Raw genomic sequence first — 15,696 nt, forward strand, 5'->3', positions numbered from 1 at the left:
TACGGCCGGGTCTCTGGTCAGTGGGCGGGGTAAAGTGGCATGCTCAATGGATATCAATGTCATCGGATGAAGGAAGCCCCCATGAACGACTTCGACATCAAGAATGCTGGCGGTCTGGTTCCGATGGTTGTCGAGCAGAATGCTCGCGGCGAACGGGCCTATGACATCTATTCCCGCCTGCTGAAGGAACGGGTGATCTTCCTTGTGGGTCCGGTTGAGGATTACATGGCCAATCTGGTCGTGGCTCAGCTGTTGTTCCTCGAGTCTGAAAACCCGGACAAGGACATCCATCTGTACATCAACTCGCCGGGTGGCTCCGTGACTGCAGGGATGGCGATCTACGACACCATGCAGTTCATCAAGCCCGACGTGTCCACCGTGTGCATCGGCCAGGCAGCCAGCATGGGTGCCTTGCTGCTGGCAGGCGGTGCCGCCGGCAAGCGCTACGCGCTGCCGAATTCCCGCGTCATGATCCACCAGCCGCTGGGCGGCTATCAGGGTCAGGCCACGGATATCGAGATTCACACCAAGGAAATCCTGACCATCCGTGAGAAGCTCAATCGCATTCTCGCGCACCACACTGGCCAGGACTTCGACACCATTGCCAATGATACCGACCGTGACAACTTCATGGCGGCCAATCAGGCAGTGGAGTACGGCCTGATCGATGCCGTGCTGGAACGCCGTCCCGACGTGGAGTGATCCGCGTAAACGGCTGACCTGACGTCGGCAAACATGCATTTCCGGCGGCTCCCCGGGGAGTCGCCGCCATTGAGAGGTACGCGAATGGCTGACGGCAAAGGCAAGGACGAGAACGGCAAACTGCTGTACTGCTCCTTCTGTGGCAAGAACCAGAATGAAGTGCGCAAGCTGATCGCGGGACCTTCCGTCTACATCTGCGACGAATGTGTCGATCTGTGCAATGACATCATTCGCGAAGAGGTCCTCGAAGCCGACGCCGAAGGTGATGATGATCGCCTGCCGGCGCCGCGTGAGATTCGTTCCACTCTCGACGATTACGTGATCGGCCAGGACCGCGCCAAGCGTGTGCTGTCCGTGGCGGTGTACAACCACTACAAGCGTCTGCGCGCCGGTCAGAAGGCCGCGGATGAAGTGGAACTGGGCAAGTCCAACATCCTGCTCATCGGCCCGACCGGTAGCGGCAAGACGCTGCTGGCCGAGACGCTGGCGCGCCTGTTGAACGTCCCGTTCACCATCGCGGATGCGACCACCCTGACCGAAGCGGGCTATGTCGGTGAGGACGTCGAGAACATCATCCAGAAGCTGCTGCAGAAATGCGATTACGATGTCGAGAAGGCCGAGCGTGGCATTGTCTACATCGATGAGATCGACAAGATCTCACGCAAGTCCGACAACCCCTCCATCACGCGTGATGTCTCGGGTGAAGGCGTGCAGCAGGCACTGCTCAAGCTGATCGAGGGCACCACTGCCTCGGTGCCGCCGCAGGGCGGTCGCAAGCACCCTCAGCAGGAATTCCTGCAGGTGAATACCGGCAACATCCTGTTCATCGTCGGCGGTGCTTTCGCTGGCCTGGACAAGGTGATCCGCGAACGCGCCGAGAAGGGCGGCATCGGCTTCAATGCCGAGGTCAAGAGCAAGCAGGACGAGAAGACCGTGGGTCGCGTGCTGGCAGACGTCGAGCCGGGTGATCTGGTCAAGTTCGGTCTCATTCCCGAGTTCGTTGGCCGCCTGCCGGTCATCGCGACACTGACCGAGCTGGACGAAGATGCCCTGGTGCAGATTCTGACCGAGCCGAAGAACTCGCTGGTCAAGCAGTACTCGCGCTTGTTCGAGATGGAAGATGTCGAGCTGGACCTGCGCGAAGATGCGCTGCGTGCCGTGGCTCGCAAGGCCATCGAGCGTCGTACCGGCGCACGTGGTCTGCGCTCGATCCTCGAGTCCGTGCTGCTCGACACCATGTATGACATCCCGTCCGAGGAGAGTGTCAGCAAGGTGGTGGTGGATGAGTCGGTGATTGCCGGCGACAGCAAGCCGCTGCTGATCTACTCCAAGAACGAAGAGAGTCAGGGCAAGGTGGCCGGCAAGGACGGCTGAAACGTCCGGGCCTGAGTCGCACCAACGGGGGGCCGCAAGGCCCCCCGTTGCGTTTGCGCTCGCAAACCATCCTTACTGTGATGCATTCGCGGGTCACGCACGGCTTCATTCAGCGTTGAGTTACCGCCAGGCGTGTCGGGATCATTGCAAAATCATGACCTTGCCCCCATGGTCTCAGTATCAAAGTGCCGTGTGAGGCGGCCCACCCACAGAATACCGAGGAACGTCTGCCATGGAGCAGAACGAAGATCAGACCCTGACACTTCCGCTGCTGCCGCTGCGGGATGTGGTGGTCTATCCCCAGATGGTGATTCCGCTGTTCGTCGGCCGGGAAAAGTCGATCCAGGCCCTCGAAGTGGCCATGGAAGGCGACAAGAAGATCCTGCTTGCGGCGCAGCGTGAAGCCAGCCAGGACGACCCGACGGCGGAAGACCTGTTCGCCATCGGCACCGTTGCCGACATCATGCAGCTGCTCAAGCTTCCCGATGGCACCGTCAAGGTGCTGATCGAGGGCAGTTCGCGCGCCGATATCCAGGCGATTCGCCTGCACGACGACGGCCACAGCATCGCCGACGTCGCGCTGCGTGACAGCCAGCCGCTGTCCGAGCGAGAGCAGGAAACCCTGGTGCGCGTGCTGCTCAACCAGTTCGAGCAGTATGTGAAGCTTTCCAAGAAGGTGCCCAACGAAGTGCTGGGCAGCCTGCAGGGCATTGAAGACCCGAGCCGTCTGGTGGACACCATCAGCGCGCATCTGTCGCTGGGCATCAATGACAAGCAGGCGCTGCTCGAGATGGACAAGGTGCGTGACCGCATCGAGCACCTGATGACGCTGATCGAAGCGGAGATCGACCTGTTGCAGGTCGAGAAGCGCATTCGTACCCGCGTCAAGGAGCAGATGGAGAAGTCGCAGCGCGAGTACTACCTCAATGAGCAGATGAAGGCCATCCAGAAGGAAATGGGTGAGCTGGATGACGTGCCCAACGAGGTCGAGCAGTACGAGCGTCGCATCAAGGACGCCGGCATGCCGAAGGAGGCAGAGGAGAAGGCCACTCAGGAGCTCAACAAGCTCAAGATGATGGGGCCGACTTCCGCCGAGGCGACCGTGGTGCGGACCTATCTGGATTGGCTGTGCGACGTGCCGTGGAAGAAGCGCACGCGTGTGCGTCACGACATCGACCACGCCGCCAAGGTGCTGGACGAGGACCACTACGGTCTGGATGAGGTCAAGGAACGCATCCTCGAGTATCTCGCCGTGCAGAAGCGCGTCAAGAAGCTCAAGGGGCCGGTGCTGTGTCTGGTCGGTCCGCCGGGGGTCGGCAAGACCTCGCTGGGCAAGTCCATCGCACGTGCCACCAACCGTCAGTACACCCGTATGGCGCTGGGCGGCGTGCGCGATGAGTCCGAGATCCGCGGTCACCGCCGCACCTATATCGGGGCACTGCCGGGCAAGATCATCCAGCGCATGGCCAAGACGGGCGTGAAGAATCCGCTGGTGCTGCTCGACGAGATCGACAAGCTGGGCATGGACCACCGCGGTGATCCGGCCTCGGCGCTGCTTGAGGTGCTTGACCCGGAGCAGAACGACAAGTTCGCCGATCACTACCTCGAGCTTGATTACGATCTGTCCGAGACCCTGTTCATCTGTACGTCCAACTCGATGAACATTCCGGGCCCGCTGCGCGACCGCATGGAAATCATCCGTCTGCCGGGTTACACCGAAGACGAGAAGCTGGCCATCGCGATGCGCTACCTGGCGCCCAAGCAGCTCAAGGCCAATGGTCTGAAGCCGGGCGAGCTGACCTTCAGCGAAGCCTCCGTGCTCGAGCTGATCCGTTACTACTCGCGTGAAGCCGGTGTGCGTGAACTTGAGCGCCAGCTCGCCAAGGTCTGCCGCAAGATCGTGCGTGAGCGTGTGGTCGCCGAGGCAAAGGAGGGTGCACTGTCCTCCATGCACCTTGAGGCCGAGCAGGTCGAGCGCTACGCGGGTGTGCGCAAGTACAGCTTCGGCCTTGCCGATGCCGAGGACCAGATCGGCCGTGTCACTGGCCTGGCCTGGACCTCCGTCGGTGGTGAGCTGCTGACCATCGAATCTGTCGTCACACCGGGCAAGGGCCGTGTCAGCAAGACCGGTTCACTGGGCGACGTCATGAAGGAATCGGTGAGTGCGGCCCACACCGTGGTGCGTGCGCGTGCCGAGGCCTTCGGTATCGAGGCTGAGCGCTTCGAGAAGGAAGACCTGCACATTCACGTGCCGGAAGGCGCCACGCCCAAGGACGGCCCCAGTGCGGGCGCTGCCATGGTCACCGCGATGGTATCCGCTTACTGTGGACGCCCCGTGCGCTGTGATGTGGCAATGACCGGTGAGGTCAACCTGCGCGGCGAAGTCATGCCGATCGGTGGCCTCAAGGAGAAATTGCTGGCGGCGCGACGCGGTGGTATAAAGCTTGTGCTGATTCCCGAGGAAAATCGCCGTGACCTCAAGGAGGTTCCGGATACCATCAAGGATGCACTCGATATTCGGCCGGTGCGCTGGATCGACGAAGTGCTTGAGGTGGCTCTAGCAGAAAAGTCTACTGCTGAGAAGGACGATTCTCGTTCAGACGATGCCAGTGGTCGTCAGACAATGATCAGTACACATTGACGGGATTTTTTTGGCCATGCCGCTGTCGAAACGGCGGCGTGGTGCGGTTTTGCGCGTGAGGTTGCTTGACAGTCGTTTGAGGGCGTTGCTATAAACTCCGCTTCGTCGCGATCGCGTTTAGCACCCGTAATTTTCGCGCTGATTTCTGGTAATTTTTGCAAATTCAAGGGGTGAAGAGTGAATAAATCCGAGCTGATCGAAGCCATTGCTGCATCTGCCGATATTCCGAAAGCAGCAGCTAGCCGTGCACTCGATGCGATGGTCGACACCGTCACTGATAGCCTGAAGAAGGGTGAGACCGTGGCACTGGTCGGGTTCGGCACCTTTATTGTCAAGGAACGTGCTGCACGTACTGGCCGTAACCCGCAGACTGGCGCTCCGATCGAGATCAGTGCTGCCAAGGTGCCGAGCTTCAAGGCTGGCAAGGCACTGAAAGACGCCGTCAACTGAGGTCTGCCTGCTTCGCAGGCACCCGGTGGCGCGGTACCGGTTCGGGAGTGGTCTGATGACTGCCGAACCGGCACCAGAACATCGAAGCGCATCGCCTGGCGATGCGCTTTTTTTGTGGCTGAACCCGGCCATGTCGGCAGGGCGCAAGCGCTCGATGACCCTGGCGAGTCAGTCAGTCGTGCAAAGTCACCTGCATCTGTCTGCGGCATGCGTATAATCATCAGTCACTGAGTCGCGGCCCTTGTGGCCATTCCAATCCCTGTAGTTCGAGGCCTGCATGCTGCAACGAATTCGAGACCGGTCGCATGGCTGGGTGGCCAAGACGATCGTTGGTTTCATTGTCGTCACCTTTGCCTTCTTTGGTGTTGAGTCGATCATTGGCGCCTTCACTGCCAGCAGTGACGACGTGGCCACGGTCAATGGCGATACCATCAGCCGTCAGGCGGTGGAAACCGAAGTCCAGCGTGCCATCCGTTCTGGCCAGGTAGCGCCGGAACAGGAGCGCGAAGCACGCAATCAGATCATCAACCAGATGATCGATTCCCGCCTGCTGGATCAATACGCCGAGGAAGGCGGCCTGCACATGTCCGATGCGCAGCTCGATCAACTGATCGTGAGCATTCCGGACTTTCAGGACGACAAGGGACGCTTCGATGCCGACCTGTTCCGCAATCGTCTGGCCAGCGCCGGCTATTCTCCCACCTCCTTCCGCCAGCAGCTGAGCAGCGACACCCTGCGCCAGCAGTTGACCGACGGCTTTGCCGCCAGTGCCTTCGTGCTGCCGGGCGAAGAAGAGAAGCTCAGCCAGCTGCAGCGTCAGACGCGCACCTTCCGCCATGCCACGCTGAGCAGTGCGGACCTCGATGCGCCGGTGACGGTCAGCGAAGACGAGCTCAAGGCCTGGTATGACAGCCACCAAGACAACTACCGCCGCCCGGCACAGGTCAAGCTGGCCTACGTGCTGCTGGACCAGAATGAGCTGGCCAGCGGTGGCGATATCAGCGAAGACACGCTGAAGGCTGAATATGCGGCCAAGCGTGCCGACGCGCCGCGGGAAATCGCGCACATCATGGTCGAGAAGGGTGACGATGATGCGGCGGCACGTGCCAAGCTCGAGGGCGCACGTGACGCACTCGCCAACGGCGAAGACTTCGCCAAGGTAGCGGCCGAGGTCTCCGAAGACAGCTCCACGGCCGAGGACGGCGGTGAGCTTGGCGTGATCACCCGCGGTATCTTCGGTGAAGACTTCGATGACGCGGCCTTCGCACTGGATGAAGGTCAGGTCTCGGATATCGTCGATACCGGCGACAGCCTGCACCTGATCAAGGTGACCGGTCTGGACATCGCACCCTTCGAGGACATGCGCGACGAGCTGCTGACGCAAGCCCGTCAGGCCGCTTCCCGCGATACCTTCAACGAGAAGGCGCAGCAGCTGAAAGATGAGAGCTTCGCGGCGGATGATCTGGCCAGCGTCGCCGAGGATCTGGACCTGCCGCTGAAGAAGACCGACTGGGTCGCGCAGGAAAATGATGACGAACTGCTGTCCGAGCCGGGTGTGATGGCGGCAGCCTTCGGTGACGAAGTGCTGGAAGAGGGCTACAACAGTGACGTCATCGAACTGGATGACAGCCGTCGTCTGGTGCTGCGCGTTCTCGAGCAGCGTCCGGCCACTACGCTGGCGCTGGATGAGGTCAAGCAGCAGGTTCAGCGCGAAGCCAAGGCCGACAAGACTGCCAAGGCACTCGAAGCACTGGCCGAGAAGCGTCTGGAGACGCTGCGCCAGGGTGGATCACTCGAGGGGATCGACTGGCAGCAGGCTGATGACGTCAGCCGTCAGGCCAGCACCCAGCTGCCGCAGAGTCTGGTCAAGCAGGCCTTCACGCTGGCGCACCCGCAGGATGGCCAGCCGGTCTACGGCAAGGCGTCGCTCAGTGGTGGCATCGCGCTGATCGCTCTGACCGAGATCGGCGAGGCCGAGCCGGGCGAGATGGACCAGTTCCTCTCGCGTCTGGCCACGCGTCTGCGCGCTCAGGCCGCTGTCACGGGCCTGCAGGAATCTCTGCGTGAGCGTGCCGAGATCGAGCGCAACTGATCGAGCGCAAATGAGCCAGGCTACTGGCGTGGGCAGCTTTCCCTGCCAATGAGACCGTCACCCCTTGGGGTGGCGGTCTTTTTTTGGTTCAAGCCATTGGTTCAAGCCATTGGTTCAAGCCATTGGTTCAAGTCATTGGGTTCAAGCCTCGCAGGCTCAGGTATCGAAGCTCAGGCCGCCAGGCTGCGTGCGGGTGTGGCGTCAGGTCACGAGCTTGGCGTCAGGACACGAGTCTTGTATCAAGTCACGAGCCCAGCCGCTGGCGCAGGCGCTGGGAGAGTTCGCGGTGACGGGCCTGAATGCCCGTGGAGAGCGTCTGGCGCAGCCAGCGGTGGCCAGCGTCATGATGCAGGCGTTCGTGCCACACCAGCCAGTAGGAGAAGCGGTTGAGGGTGATGGGCAGCGGACGCAGGGCCAGCGGCAGTTGATCGAGCATGCTGATGGCCAGACAGCCCGGCACGCACAGCAGCAGGTCGCTGTGGCAGCTGACGCTGAAGGCGGCCAGAAAATGGGGCTGGCGCATGACGACCTGGCGACTCAGTCCCAGTTCCGCCAGCTTGAGGTCCACTGCGCCTCGCTCATCACCACCCATGCTGATCAATTGGTGGCTGGCGGCGAGGAAGTCCTCCAGGCTCAAGGCCTCCTTCGCTGCCAGCGGATGGTCCTTGCGCATCACGCAGACGAACTGGTCATCCCCGATCTCGCGACCATGCACGCCGGCCGGCACCCTGGCGGTGGGCACGCACATCGCAAGCTCCGGCCCGCCTTCTTCCAGCTGCTGTTCGACATTGCCGCCATAGGCCTGGATATCCAGACGGATGCCGGGCGCCTGCTCGTGCAGCGGGGCGATCTGGGGCGCCACGAAGGCGTGCATGCCGTAATCGGTGGTGGCCAGCTGAAAGCGACGTTGGCTATCTCCAGGCGAGAACTCGGGCGGTGCCAGCAGGGCGCCCAGCTCCTGCAGCAGGCGGGCGAGGGGCTGTCTGAGGGCCTCTGCGCGGGCGGTGGGGCGCAGACCGCGTTGCGCGCGCACGAACAGGGGGTCATCAAAGGCCTCGCGCAGCCGGCCCAGGGTGCGGGACACCGCAGGCTGGCTCAGGTTGAGGCGCTCAGCGGCCCGCGACACGCTGCGGGTTTCCAGCAGCGTATGCAGCGCGACCAGCGTATTGAGATCATGGCGGGCAAGTTCAGCCAGGTGCATGGCAAGCGGTTCCCGGTAGTGAAGCGACCCAGTCACTGGGATGAAAGCGTGCAGTTTCAACCGCACATGATATCAGTCTCATGCATACCGGGATTCAGTTTCTGTCATTGGTGTGATATCGGGAGCGCGCGTAATCTGGGAGCACTTCGTCGCCGAGCAACGCTTGCGGCGGCCAGTCGTCACAGGGTTGAGGCCACGGCCCAGCGGCCTGATGACGGTTCTGATCACATGTCGTTTGAGCAGATCATTCGCAAGGAGCATTGCATGCAGACACGCTATTACACGATCACCGACTATCCGAAAGGCACCCCGGAACGCGACCTGTTCCAGTTGCGCGAAGAGGAGCTGAGCGAGCTCGGCGAAGGCGAGGTGCGCATTCGCAACAGCTGGCTGTCCGTCGATCCCTACATGCGTGGCCGCATGAGCGGCGTGAAGACCTATATCGACCCCTTCGAGCTCAATGAGCCGCTGCAGGGCGCAGCCGTCGGTGAAGTGATCGAGTCACGTGACTCTCGCTTCAAGAACGGCGACAAGGTGCGTCACATGGGCGGCTGGCGTGATATCGCACAGCTCTCTGGTGACCAGGTCGAGCCGCTGCCGAGCATCGAGGTGCCGGAGCAGGCCTACCTGGGCGTGCTGGGCATGCCGGGCATGACCGCCTGGACCGGCCTCAACATCATCGCCGAGATGAAAGAGGGCGATAACGTGCTGGTCAGCGCGGCCTCCGGTGCGGTCGGCTCGCTCGCCGTGCAGCTGGCCAAGGCCAAGGGCGGCACTGTCGTCGGCATCGCCGGCAGCCAGGAGAAGCTCGATTGGCTGGAAGCGCGGGGCGTCAAGGCGGTCAGCTACAAGGGCAAGGACGCCGAGCAGCTGACGAAGGCGCTCAAGGAAGCCTGCCCGGACGGCTTCGATGTCTACTACGAGAATGTCGGCGGTGACTGCCTGGTGGCGGCGCTGAACAACCTGAATGTCGGCGCACGCATCGCCGTCTGCGGCATGATCTCCAGCTACAACGATACCGAGGCGGCGCCTGGCCCCTCGAATATCTCGATGATCCTGATCCGCCGTGCGCGCATGCAAGGCTTCATCGTCTTCGATCACTGGCAGAACTACAGCCGCTTCCTCGAAGAGGTAGGGCCGCAGGTCGCCAAGGGCGATATCGACTACGAAGAGACGGTGGAAGAAGGGCTCGAGCAGACGCCGGACGCTTTCCTCAAGCTGTTCTCGGGTGCCAACAAGGGCAAGATGCTGGTGCGTCTCTGATCTTAGAACTGAGTGCTGAGAGCTGCGACAGCATTACTGAAGCTCCGGGCTGAAGACCCGAACACCTGACGCCGCGCGTATGCGCGCTGCTCAGGCAGTCACGAAAGGCTCGCTGCGGCGGGCCTTTTGCGTGGGTGGCCAAGCGTTTGCCATCACGCATTCCTGTTCATCACGCATTACTGGTCGTCAAATATCACTGGTCATCAGTATTGGTGACTCTCACGAACCAAAGACGTGCGGTCTGCGCTCTACTTTGGTCTTGTTCACTGCTCTAGAATGCAGACCATCGTTCGTGGGCAGGTGGCGTCGTCGTCGCGTTTATCTGTCATTTGCCCACATATCACTCTGTGTCAGGTGGCGCCTGACCACGGCCCTGTCATCTCATGTAGCCGTGTCGCCCCTGACTTCGCGAGGAGAGCATCATGCAGGACTTTACCTATCAGAACCCGACCCGCGTGCACTTCGGTGCCGGCCAGATCGCCAAGGTGCGTGACGAGATTCCGGCGGATGCCCGCGTGCTGGTCACCTACGGTGGTGGGTCGATCAAGCGCAACGGCGTGATGGATCAGATCGAAGCCGCACTGGAAGGCCGTCAGTGGTGGAGCTTCGGCGGCATCGAGCCGAACCCGAGCTATCACACCCTGCTCGAAGCCCTGGAAGTCATCAAGCGCGAGAAGATCGATTATCTGCTGGCCGTCGGAGGTGGCAGCGTCGCCGATGGCAGCAAGTTCCTCGCGCTCGCCGCCTGTCATGCCGGTGATCCGTGGGAGATTCTCGCCGAGGGCAAGCACCCCGAGACGGCGCTGCCGCTGGGTGTGGTGCTGACACTGCCGGCCACCGGCTCCGAGTCCAATGGCAACGCCGTGGTCACCAACTACGAGACCCACGACAAGCTGCCGATGTTCAGTGAGCTGGCCTACCCGCGCTTCGCGGTGCTGGACCCGGCCACCACCCTGACCCTGCCGGAGCGTCAGAGCGTGAATGGCGTCGTCGATGCCTTCATCCACGTCAGCGAGCAGTACCTGACTTATCCGGTCAATGCGCCGGTGCAGGACCGCTTCTCCGAAGGGCTGCTGATGACGCTGATCGAGGAAGGCCCCAAGGTGCTGAGTCAGCCGGATGATCTGGCCGTGCGCGCCAACATCATGTGGGCCGCCAACCTGGGCCTCAACGGCCTGATCGGGCGTGGCGTGCCGCAGGACTGGGCCACCCACATGATCGGTCACGAGATCACCGCACTGCACGGTGTCGATCATGGTCGCACCCTGACCATCGTGATGCCGGCGCTGTGGGAAGAATTGTTCGAGGCCAAGCGTGCCAAACTGGCGCAATACGGTCGCCGCGTCTGGGCGCTGGAGGGCGATGAGGAGAGCGTCGCGCGCGCCGCCATCGACAAGACCCGTGACTTCTTCACTCGTCTGGGCGCGCCGGTGTCGTTGAGCGAAGCCGGTATCAGTGCCGACAGCATCGATCAGCTGGTCGACAACCTGACCCGTCACGGCTTCACCGCCATCGGTGAGCACGGCGATATCACGCCGGACGTGGCGCGTCGTATCCTGACCCGCGCTGCCTGATCGCACGCGTCAGTCAGGGCCGAGTGTCAGCCTCAAACCCCTCGTCACCCCTGGTGGCGAGGGGTTTTGCGTATCTCCCTCCTTGTCTCCCCCCTTGTTGCAGCTTGCCGTCCGCCAGATCGCGTCACGCCAGAAAGCCGGATTCGCTTGACGAGACTTCGTCGCCGGCCGGTTTTTGTTACTCTATAACCTTTTGCACGTCCTTCATCTTGCGGAGATTTCAGCATGTCTGTGGCTTCACGCGGCGCCAGAAGTGGCGACGCCCCGACGGAACCAGCTCCGATTCCGGTGCATCTGATCACCGGCTTTCTGGGAACGGGCAAGAGCAGTTTCATCCAGGCATTGGTCGCGGCCAAGCCGGCGGATGAGCACTGGGCGATCCTGGTCAATGAGTTCGGGCAGGTGGGAATCGATCAGGCACTGTTTGCCGGGCGCGAGGATGTCAGCGTCAAGGGGCTGCCCGGCGGGTGTCTGTGCTGCCAGCTGGCCTTCGTGCTGCAGGCGGGGCTGGTCAGTTTGATCCATCAGACGCGACCTGATCGTCTGATCATCGAACCTTCGGGGCTGGGGCATCCGGCGGGGCTGATCGATGTGCTGCGCAGTGAGGGGCTGGCCTCGGCGCTTGCGCTCGAGGAAGTCATCACCCTGCTGGACCCGCGCGCACTGGACGATACCCGCACGCGCGAACACGGCACCTTCCAGGATCAACTGACGCTGGCGGGCGGCGTGGTGCTCAGCAAGCGTGATCTGGCGAGCGATCAGCAGCTGGCGGCCGCGCATGAGTTTCTGGCGGGGATGTGGCCGCGCAAGCGCTGGATCGGTGAACTGGGCAGAGCCGACGGCGAAAGCCAGTCGCCGCAGGCCCGCATGGCCGGTCAGAAGGTCGCACTGATCGATTGGCTGCTGTCAGCAGAACGCGCGCCTCAGCGCCAGGGCGGCGGGCAGGTAAGCGCAGCGCGTGAAGACCAGCCCGAGATCAGCATGCCGGCCGCCCATCGCGCTGCGCGGGATAGGGCGCGTCTGGCGCAGGCCAGTGATGAGACGTCCGCCTCAGACATGATGCCGCTGCCCGGCGCACCGGTGATCGAACAGGCCGAGGGGCTTGAGCATGCCAGCCTGGGCTGGCGAATCGCCGCAAGCGAGGTCTTCGATCTCGATCAGCTGACCCAATGGCTGGATGGCCTGCCGCGCGAGTGGCGCATCAAGGGCATCTTTCACACCCAGGATGGTTGGCGCAGCTATAACCGCGCCAATGGGCGTGCCGAGCTTGCGCCGTCCAGTTGGCGCGAGGATTCGCGGCTTGAGCTGATTGCACCGCTGGATGGGCAGGGCCAGGAGCAGGAAGGGATGGTGGCTGCGTTGCCGCTTGAGGATTCCCGCCAGCTGAATGCAGCCTTGCTGGCCTGTCGCAGCGACGGTGCCGCCAGGCCCTTCAACTTCTTCGGCGAGTGAGCTGAGCACCTCCCTCAGGAAGCGCTTTTTACGTCAGGCGCTCCCACTCGCCGATCAGGCGCAGGGCCTCTTCGCGGGAATCGCCACACAACTCGTGATCGAAATCGAAGTCGCCGCATACCGTCGGGCGCTGCGGCGTGCCGAACAGCTTGCACAGATTGTCGTCATCCAGCTGCACGCAACGCACCCCCGCCGGCTTGCCATTGGGCATGCCGGGAATCGGGCTCGAGATCGAGGGGGCGATGCAGCAGCCGCCGCAACCGGCACGACAGCCGGGAGCGGCAGCTTCTGCAGAAGGGGCGGCGGTCTGCGTCATGAGGTGGCGGACGTGTCTTCGTGCTCGGGAAGGACGAGCGGCTCGCGCGCCGTCTGCGGGGTATGGCGCGCGATGGCGCCCTTGTTGATGCCCTCGTAGGCTTCGACGCGGATGCTGTCACCGCTGTCGAGGGCGATCTGGCGCGCCAGCCAGTCGGCGATCCACTCGATGGTGGTCGGTGTCGGCAGCAGCCAGACCTGCTTGCGCGGCAGGCGGATGCGGAACCTGCCCTGCGGCGCTTCATAGCTGAATACCAGCTCACGTCCCGGGCGGTCGATCAGATCGCCTTCCTCGGCCAGGTAGCGGTCGTTGAGCTTCTCGGCCCACTCGGCTTCCAGCGCCGTGTCCCGCACACCATTGCGCTCGATGATCAGCGGCGAGCGATGCCCATGCGCGATACGCTGGCAGTTGCCGCTGTGATGACGCAGGCCATGACTGTAGGTGTAGGCGGCGCCGTCGATGGTCTCGTCTCGCAGACGCACACGCAGCGCCTCGACGCGCGGCGGCAGGCGGCGAGTCAGCAGCTTCTCGAAGTGATTGGCCAGCACCTCGGTGGTGACCTCGGTCACCGGCAGCAGGCAGAAGGCCTGACGCGGGCCGCGCACTTCCATGGCATAGGGCTGGGTGAAGCGCAGGCACAGTCCTTCCGGGCAGTCCGTGATGCTCACGCCTTCGGCCTGACTGGGCACGATCAGGGTGTGATCGGCGTCCTGATCGATCATACGCTTGGCCCACGGCTTGACGTCGCCGAAGTCGAACAGCATGCCGTCATGGCCGACGGCACCATCCAGTTCCAGGTCCAGATGCTGGCTGATGCCGTACAGGCCGCGGGTATTGCTCCACACCGAGGCATCCACCGCGGTGAGGGCCCTGACGAACAGGGTCTTGGGAGTCATTGCGGTCATCAATCGATACCACTGATCTTGTGAGTCTGCAGCGAGAGCTGCCACTGGGGATTGCGCATGCAGTAGCTGACGCACTGATTCATCGGCGTGTCGGACGCCAGCACCTCGCGGTAATGCTCGCGGGCCGCGGCAGGCGCGGGCAGGGCGTCGAGGGCGGCGGTATCCAGTGGCTGCAGATAGAAGTGCGCGAAGTCCAGGCTGACGAAGCGCTCCGGCAGGGCCTCCGGCTGCGGGTAGACGAGCTTGAGCTCATCGCCGCCGGTGAGGACCAGCTCGCTTGCGCCCTTGGGGCTCACGCACAGCCAGTCGATGCCGGTAGGCGGCTCGACGGTGCCGTTGGTCTCCACCGCGATCTCGAAGCCGCGGGCGTGCATCGCGTCCACCAGCTCACTGTCGAGCTGCAACAGCGGCTCACCGCCAGTGAAGACCACATAGGGCGTGGCGATGCCGGTGTGCTCCGGCCACAGGCTGGCCAAAAAGTCCGCCAGCGCGTTTGCGGTGCGGAACTTGCCGCCATTCTGGCCGTTGGTGCCGACGAAATCGGTGTCGCAGAAGCGGCAGACCGAGGTGTCGCGGTCCTGCTCGCGGCCACTCCACAGATTGCAGCCGGCAAAGCGGCAGAACACGCTGGCGCGCCCTGCGCGAGCACCTTCGCCCTGCAGGGTGTAGAACGCTTCCTTTACCGTATACATCAGAGTGTGCCTGCGCCCTTGGCCGAGTCGGTCGTTTCGTAACCGAGCGGATCGCTCAGCCCATGGGCGGCGAAGGCCTCGAGACGCTCACGGCAGCTGCCGCATTCTCCGCAGGCCAGTTCGCGGCCTTCGTAGCAGGTCCAGGTCTGGGCATAATCGAGCTGCATGGCGATGCCGGCGGCCAGAATCTCGTCCTTGCTCGCGTGCAGGAAGGGCGCGCGAATCTCCACCGGCGAGAAGTTGGCGATGGCGGCGACGGCGTTCATCTTGTCGACGAACTCCGGACGGCAATCCGGGTAGAGCACGTGATCGCCACCGTGGGCACCATAGAAGCAGACCTCGGCCTCGATGTTGACGGCCTTGGCGATGGCCAGTGACAGCAGGATCATGTTGCGGTTGGGCACCACGGTCGAGGTCATGGAGGCCTCGTCGTAGTCGGCCTTGGGCATCGCCTGGTCACTGTTGGTCAGCGCGGAGTTGTCGATCAGGCCATGGATGGCGCGAATGTCGACGACTTCGTGGGCGACGCCCAGCGACTCGCAGACCTGGCGTGCGACGTCGAGCTCACGCGAGTGACGTTGGCCATAATGGAAGGAGAGGGCATGTACCTCGAAACCTTCCTTCAGCGCCTGGTGCAGGACAGTGTAGGAGTCCATGCCACCGGAGTAGATGACGACGGCGCGGGGGCGCTCTGCAGAGGAGGCAGAAGCGGAGACAGCGGAATTCTGGACGTTGAGAGTCATGACGGAGAATTTCTTTGACCGATGGATTCGGCGCCCGGGATCCGGTCCGGGCGAAACGGGCGCCTATCCTACTCTTCCACACGCCTTGATGCCACTCGTGCACTGGTGCGGGGCGCGGATACGTCGCCTGTCGCCAGGTTCGGAAGCGGCCATGGCAGCCAAGCGTTGAGTCGGCGAGAAAATAGCCTTGGTACCCGCACCACAGGCTGGCATAGACTCGGAGTATTAGCGAAGCGTAGAGAGAGTCGTCTGCGTGCTGCACCCTTGTCCACCTGGTGCTTCGCCTTAATG

General features: G+C 62.7%; 13 protein-coding genes. 8 read left to right on the forward strand and 5 right to left on the reverse strand.

Features of this window, described 5'->3' with window-relative positions:
* Positions 1-81 precede the first annotated feature (81 nt).
* The 5 genes from clpP (at position 82) to IZU87_RS05895 (ending at position 7,259) form a co-directional block, all read left to right on the forward strand.
* Positions 82-702: an ATP-dependent Clp endopeptidase proteolytic subunit ClpP gene (gene clpP, locus IZU87_RS05875; RefSeq protein ID WP_043331300.1), complete on the forward strand. Its 621-nt coding sequence runs from the start codon at positions 82-84 to the stop codon at positions 700-702.
* A gap of 84 nt (positions 703-786) precedes the next feature.
* A complete protein-coding gene (gene clpX / locus IZU87_RS05880; protein ID WP_043331299.1) occupies positions 787-2,076 on the forward strand; it encodes an ATP-dependent Clp protease ATP-binding subunit ClpX in 1,290 nt (429 codons plus the stop codon).
* Positions 2,077-2,308: 232 nt separating this feature from the next.
* A complete protein-coding gene (gene lon, locus IZU87_RS05885; protein WP_043331298.1) occupies positions 2,309-4,717 on the forward strand; it encodes an endopeptidase La in 2,409 nt (802 codons plus the stop codon).
* 177 nt (positions 4,718-4,894) lie between these two features.
* The gene (hbs, locus tag IZU87_RS05890) at positions 4,895-5,167 is read left to right on the forward strand and encodes a non-specific DNA-binding protein Hbs (RefSeq protein ID WP_043331296.1); all 273 of its coding nucleotides are present in this window, start codon (positions 4,895-4,897) and stop codon (positions 5,165-5,167) included.
* Positions 5,168-5,444: 277 nt separating this feature from the next.
* Positions 5,445-7,259 (forward strand): SurA N-terminal domain-containing protein, encoded by a 1,815-nt coding sequence (locus tag IZU87_RS05895; protein ID WP_213113973.1) that lies wholly within the window; start codon positions 5,445-5,447, stop codon positions 7,257-7,259.
* A 244-nt stretch (positions 7,260-7,503) separates the two neighbouring features.
* On the opposite strand, the gene IZU87_RS05900 is transcribed toward IZU87_RS05895, so the two are convergent.
* Positions 7,504-8,460 (reverse strand): LysR family transcriptional regulator, encoded by a 957-nt coding sequence (locus IZU87_RS05900; protein WP_213113974.1) that lies wholly within the window; start codon positions 8,458-8,460, stop codon positions 7,504-7,506.
* A gap of 264 nt (positions 8,461-8,724) precedes the next feature.
* Between IZU87_RS05900 and IZU87_RS05905 the strand changes: the two genes are divergently transcribed.
* The 3 genes from IZU87_RS05905 to IZU87_RS05915 all read left to right on the forward strand — a co-directional run bounded on the left by IZU87_RS05905 (position 8,725) and on the right by IZU87_RS05915 (position 12,749).
* Positions 8,725-9,723, forward strand: coding sequence for an NADP-dependent oxidoreductase (locus IZU87_RS05905; RefSeq protein ID WP_213113975.1), 999 nt, complete (start codon positions 8,725-8,727; stop codon positions 9,721-9,723).
* A 422-nt stretch (positions 9,724-10,145) separates the two neighbouring features.
* Positions 10,146-11,297, forward strand: coding sequence for an iron-containing alcohol dehydrogenase (locus IZU87_RS05910; protein WP_043331292.1), 1,152 nt, complete (start codon positions 10,146-10,148; stop codon positions 11,295-11,297).
* A 225-nt stretch (positions 11,298-11,522) separates the two neighbouring features.
* Entirely contained in the window at positions 11,523-12,749 is a 1,227-nt protein-coding gene (locus tag IZU87_RS05915; protein ID WP_213113976.1) for a CobW family GTP-binding protein, read from the forward strand.
* Between the two features lie 28 nt (positions 12,750-12,777).
* Here IZU87_RS05915 and IZU87_RS05920 read toward each other — a convergent pair whose 3' ends face one another.
* Genes IZU87_RS05920 through queC form a run of 4 tightly spaced genes read right to left on the reverse strand, consistent with a single transcriptional unit; the run spans position 12,778 to position 15,405 of the window.
* Positions 12,778-13,065 (reverse strand): YkgJ family cysteine cluster protein, encoded by a 288-nt coding sequence (locus IZU87_RS05920; protein WP_213113977.1) that lies wholly within the window; start codon positions 13,063-13,065, stop codon positions 12,778-12,780.
* Positions 13,062-13,961, reverse strand: a complete 900-nt coding sequence (locus tag IZU87_RS05925; RefSeq protein ID WP_213113978.1) for a 6-carboxytetrahydropterin synthase — start codon at positions 13,959-13,961, stop codon at positions 13,062-13,064. Before IZU87_RS05925 ends, IZU87_RS05920 begins: the two co-directional genes overlap by 4 nt.
* Before the next feature lie 8 nt (positions 13,962-13,969).
* Complete coding sequence (gene queE, locus IZU87_RS05930; protein ID WP_213113979.1) at positions 13,970-14,662, reverse strand: 7-carboxy-7-deazaguanine synthase; 693 nt, start codon at positions 14,660-14,662, stop codon at positions 13,970-13,972.
* Positions 14,662-15,405, reverse strand: coding sequence for a 7-cyano-7-deazaguanine synthase QueC (gene queC / locus IZU87_RS05935; RefSeq protein WP_107336281.1), 744 nt, complete (start codon positions 15,403-15,405; stop codon positions 14,662-14,664). Before queC ends, queE begins: the two co-directional genes overlap by 1 nt.
* Between the last annotated feature and the right edge of the window lie 291 nt (positions 15,406-15,696).

This window comes from Cobetia sp. MC34 (assembly GCF_018340035.1).
In the GTDB taxonomy this organism is placed as follows: Bacteria; Pseudomonadota; Gammaproteobacteria; order Pseudomonadales; family Halomonadaceae; genus Cobetia; species Cobetia amphilecti.

Excerpts from the sequence above, each read along its gene's own strand:
- lon (WP_043331298.1), top strand. The coding sequence starts at position 2,309 with ATGGAGCAGAACGAAGATCAGACCCTGACACTTCCGCTGCTGCCGCTG.
- IZU87_RS05925 (WP_213113978.1), bottom strand. The coding sequence starts at position 13,961 with ATGACTCCCAAGACCCTGTTCGTCAGGGCCCTCACCGCGGTGGATGCC.
- IZU87_RS05920 (WP_213113977.1), bottom strand. The coding sequence starts at position 13,065 with ATGACGCAGACCGCCGCCCCTTCTGCAGAAGCTGCCGCTCCCGGCTGT.
- IZU87_RS05905 (WP_213113975.1), top strand. The coding sequence starts at position 8,725 with ATGCAGACACGCTATTACACGATCACCGACTATCCGAAAGGCACCCCG.
- IZU87_RS05910 (WP_043331292.1), top strand. The coding sequence starts at position 10,146 with ATGCAGGACTTTACCTATCAGAACCCGACCCGCGTGCACTTCGGTGCC.
- IZU87_RS05895 (WP_213113973.1), top strand. The coding sequence starts at position 5,445 with ATGCTGCAACGAATTCGAGACCGGTCGCATGGCTGGGTGGCCAAGACG.
- IZU87_RS05900 (WP_213113974.1), bottom strand. The coding sequence starts at position 8,460 with ATGCACCTGGCTGAACTTGCCCGCCATGATCTCAATACGCTGGTCGCG.
- queC (WP_107336281.1), bottom strand. The coding sequence starts at position 15,405 with ATGACTCTCAACGTCCAGAATTCCGCTGTCTCCGCTTCTGCCTCCTCT.
- queE (WP_213113979.1), bottom strand. The coding sequence starts at position 14,662 with ATGTATACGGTAAAGGAAGCGTTCTACACCCTGCAGGGCGAAGGTGCT.
- clpX (WP_043331299.1), top strand. The coding sequence starts at position 787 with ATGGCTGACGGCAAAGGCAAGGACGAGAACGGCAAACTGCTGTACTGC.
- IZU87_RS05915 (WP_213113976.1), top strand. The coding sequence starts at position 11,523 with ATGTCTGTGGCTTCACGCGGCGCCAGAAGTGGCGACGCCCCGACGGAA.
- clpP (WP_043331300.1), top strand. The coding sequence starts at position 82 with ATGAACGACTTCGACATCAAGAATGCTGGCGGTCTGGTTCCGATGGTT.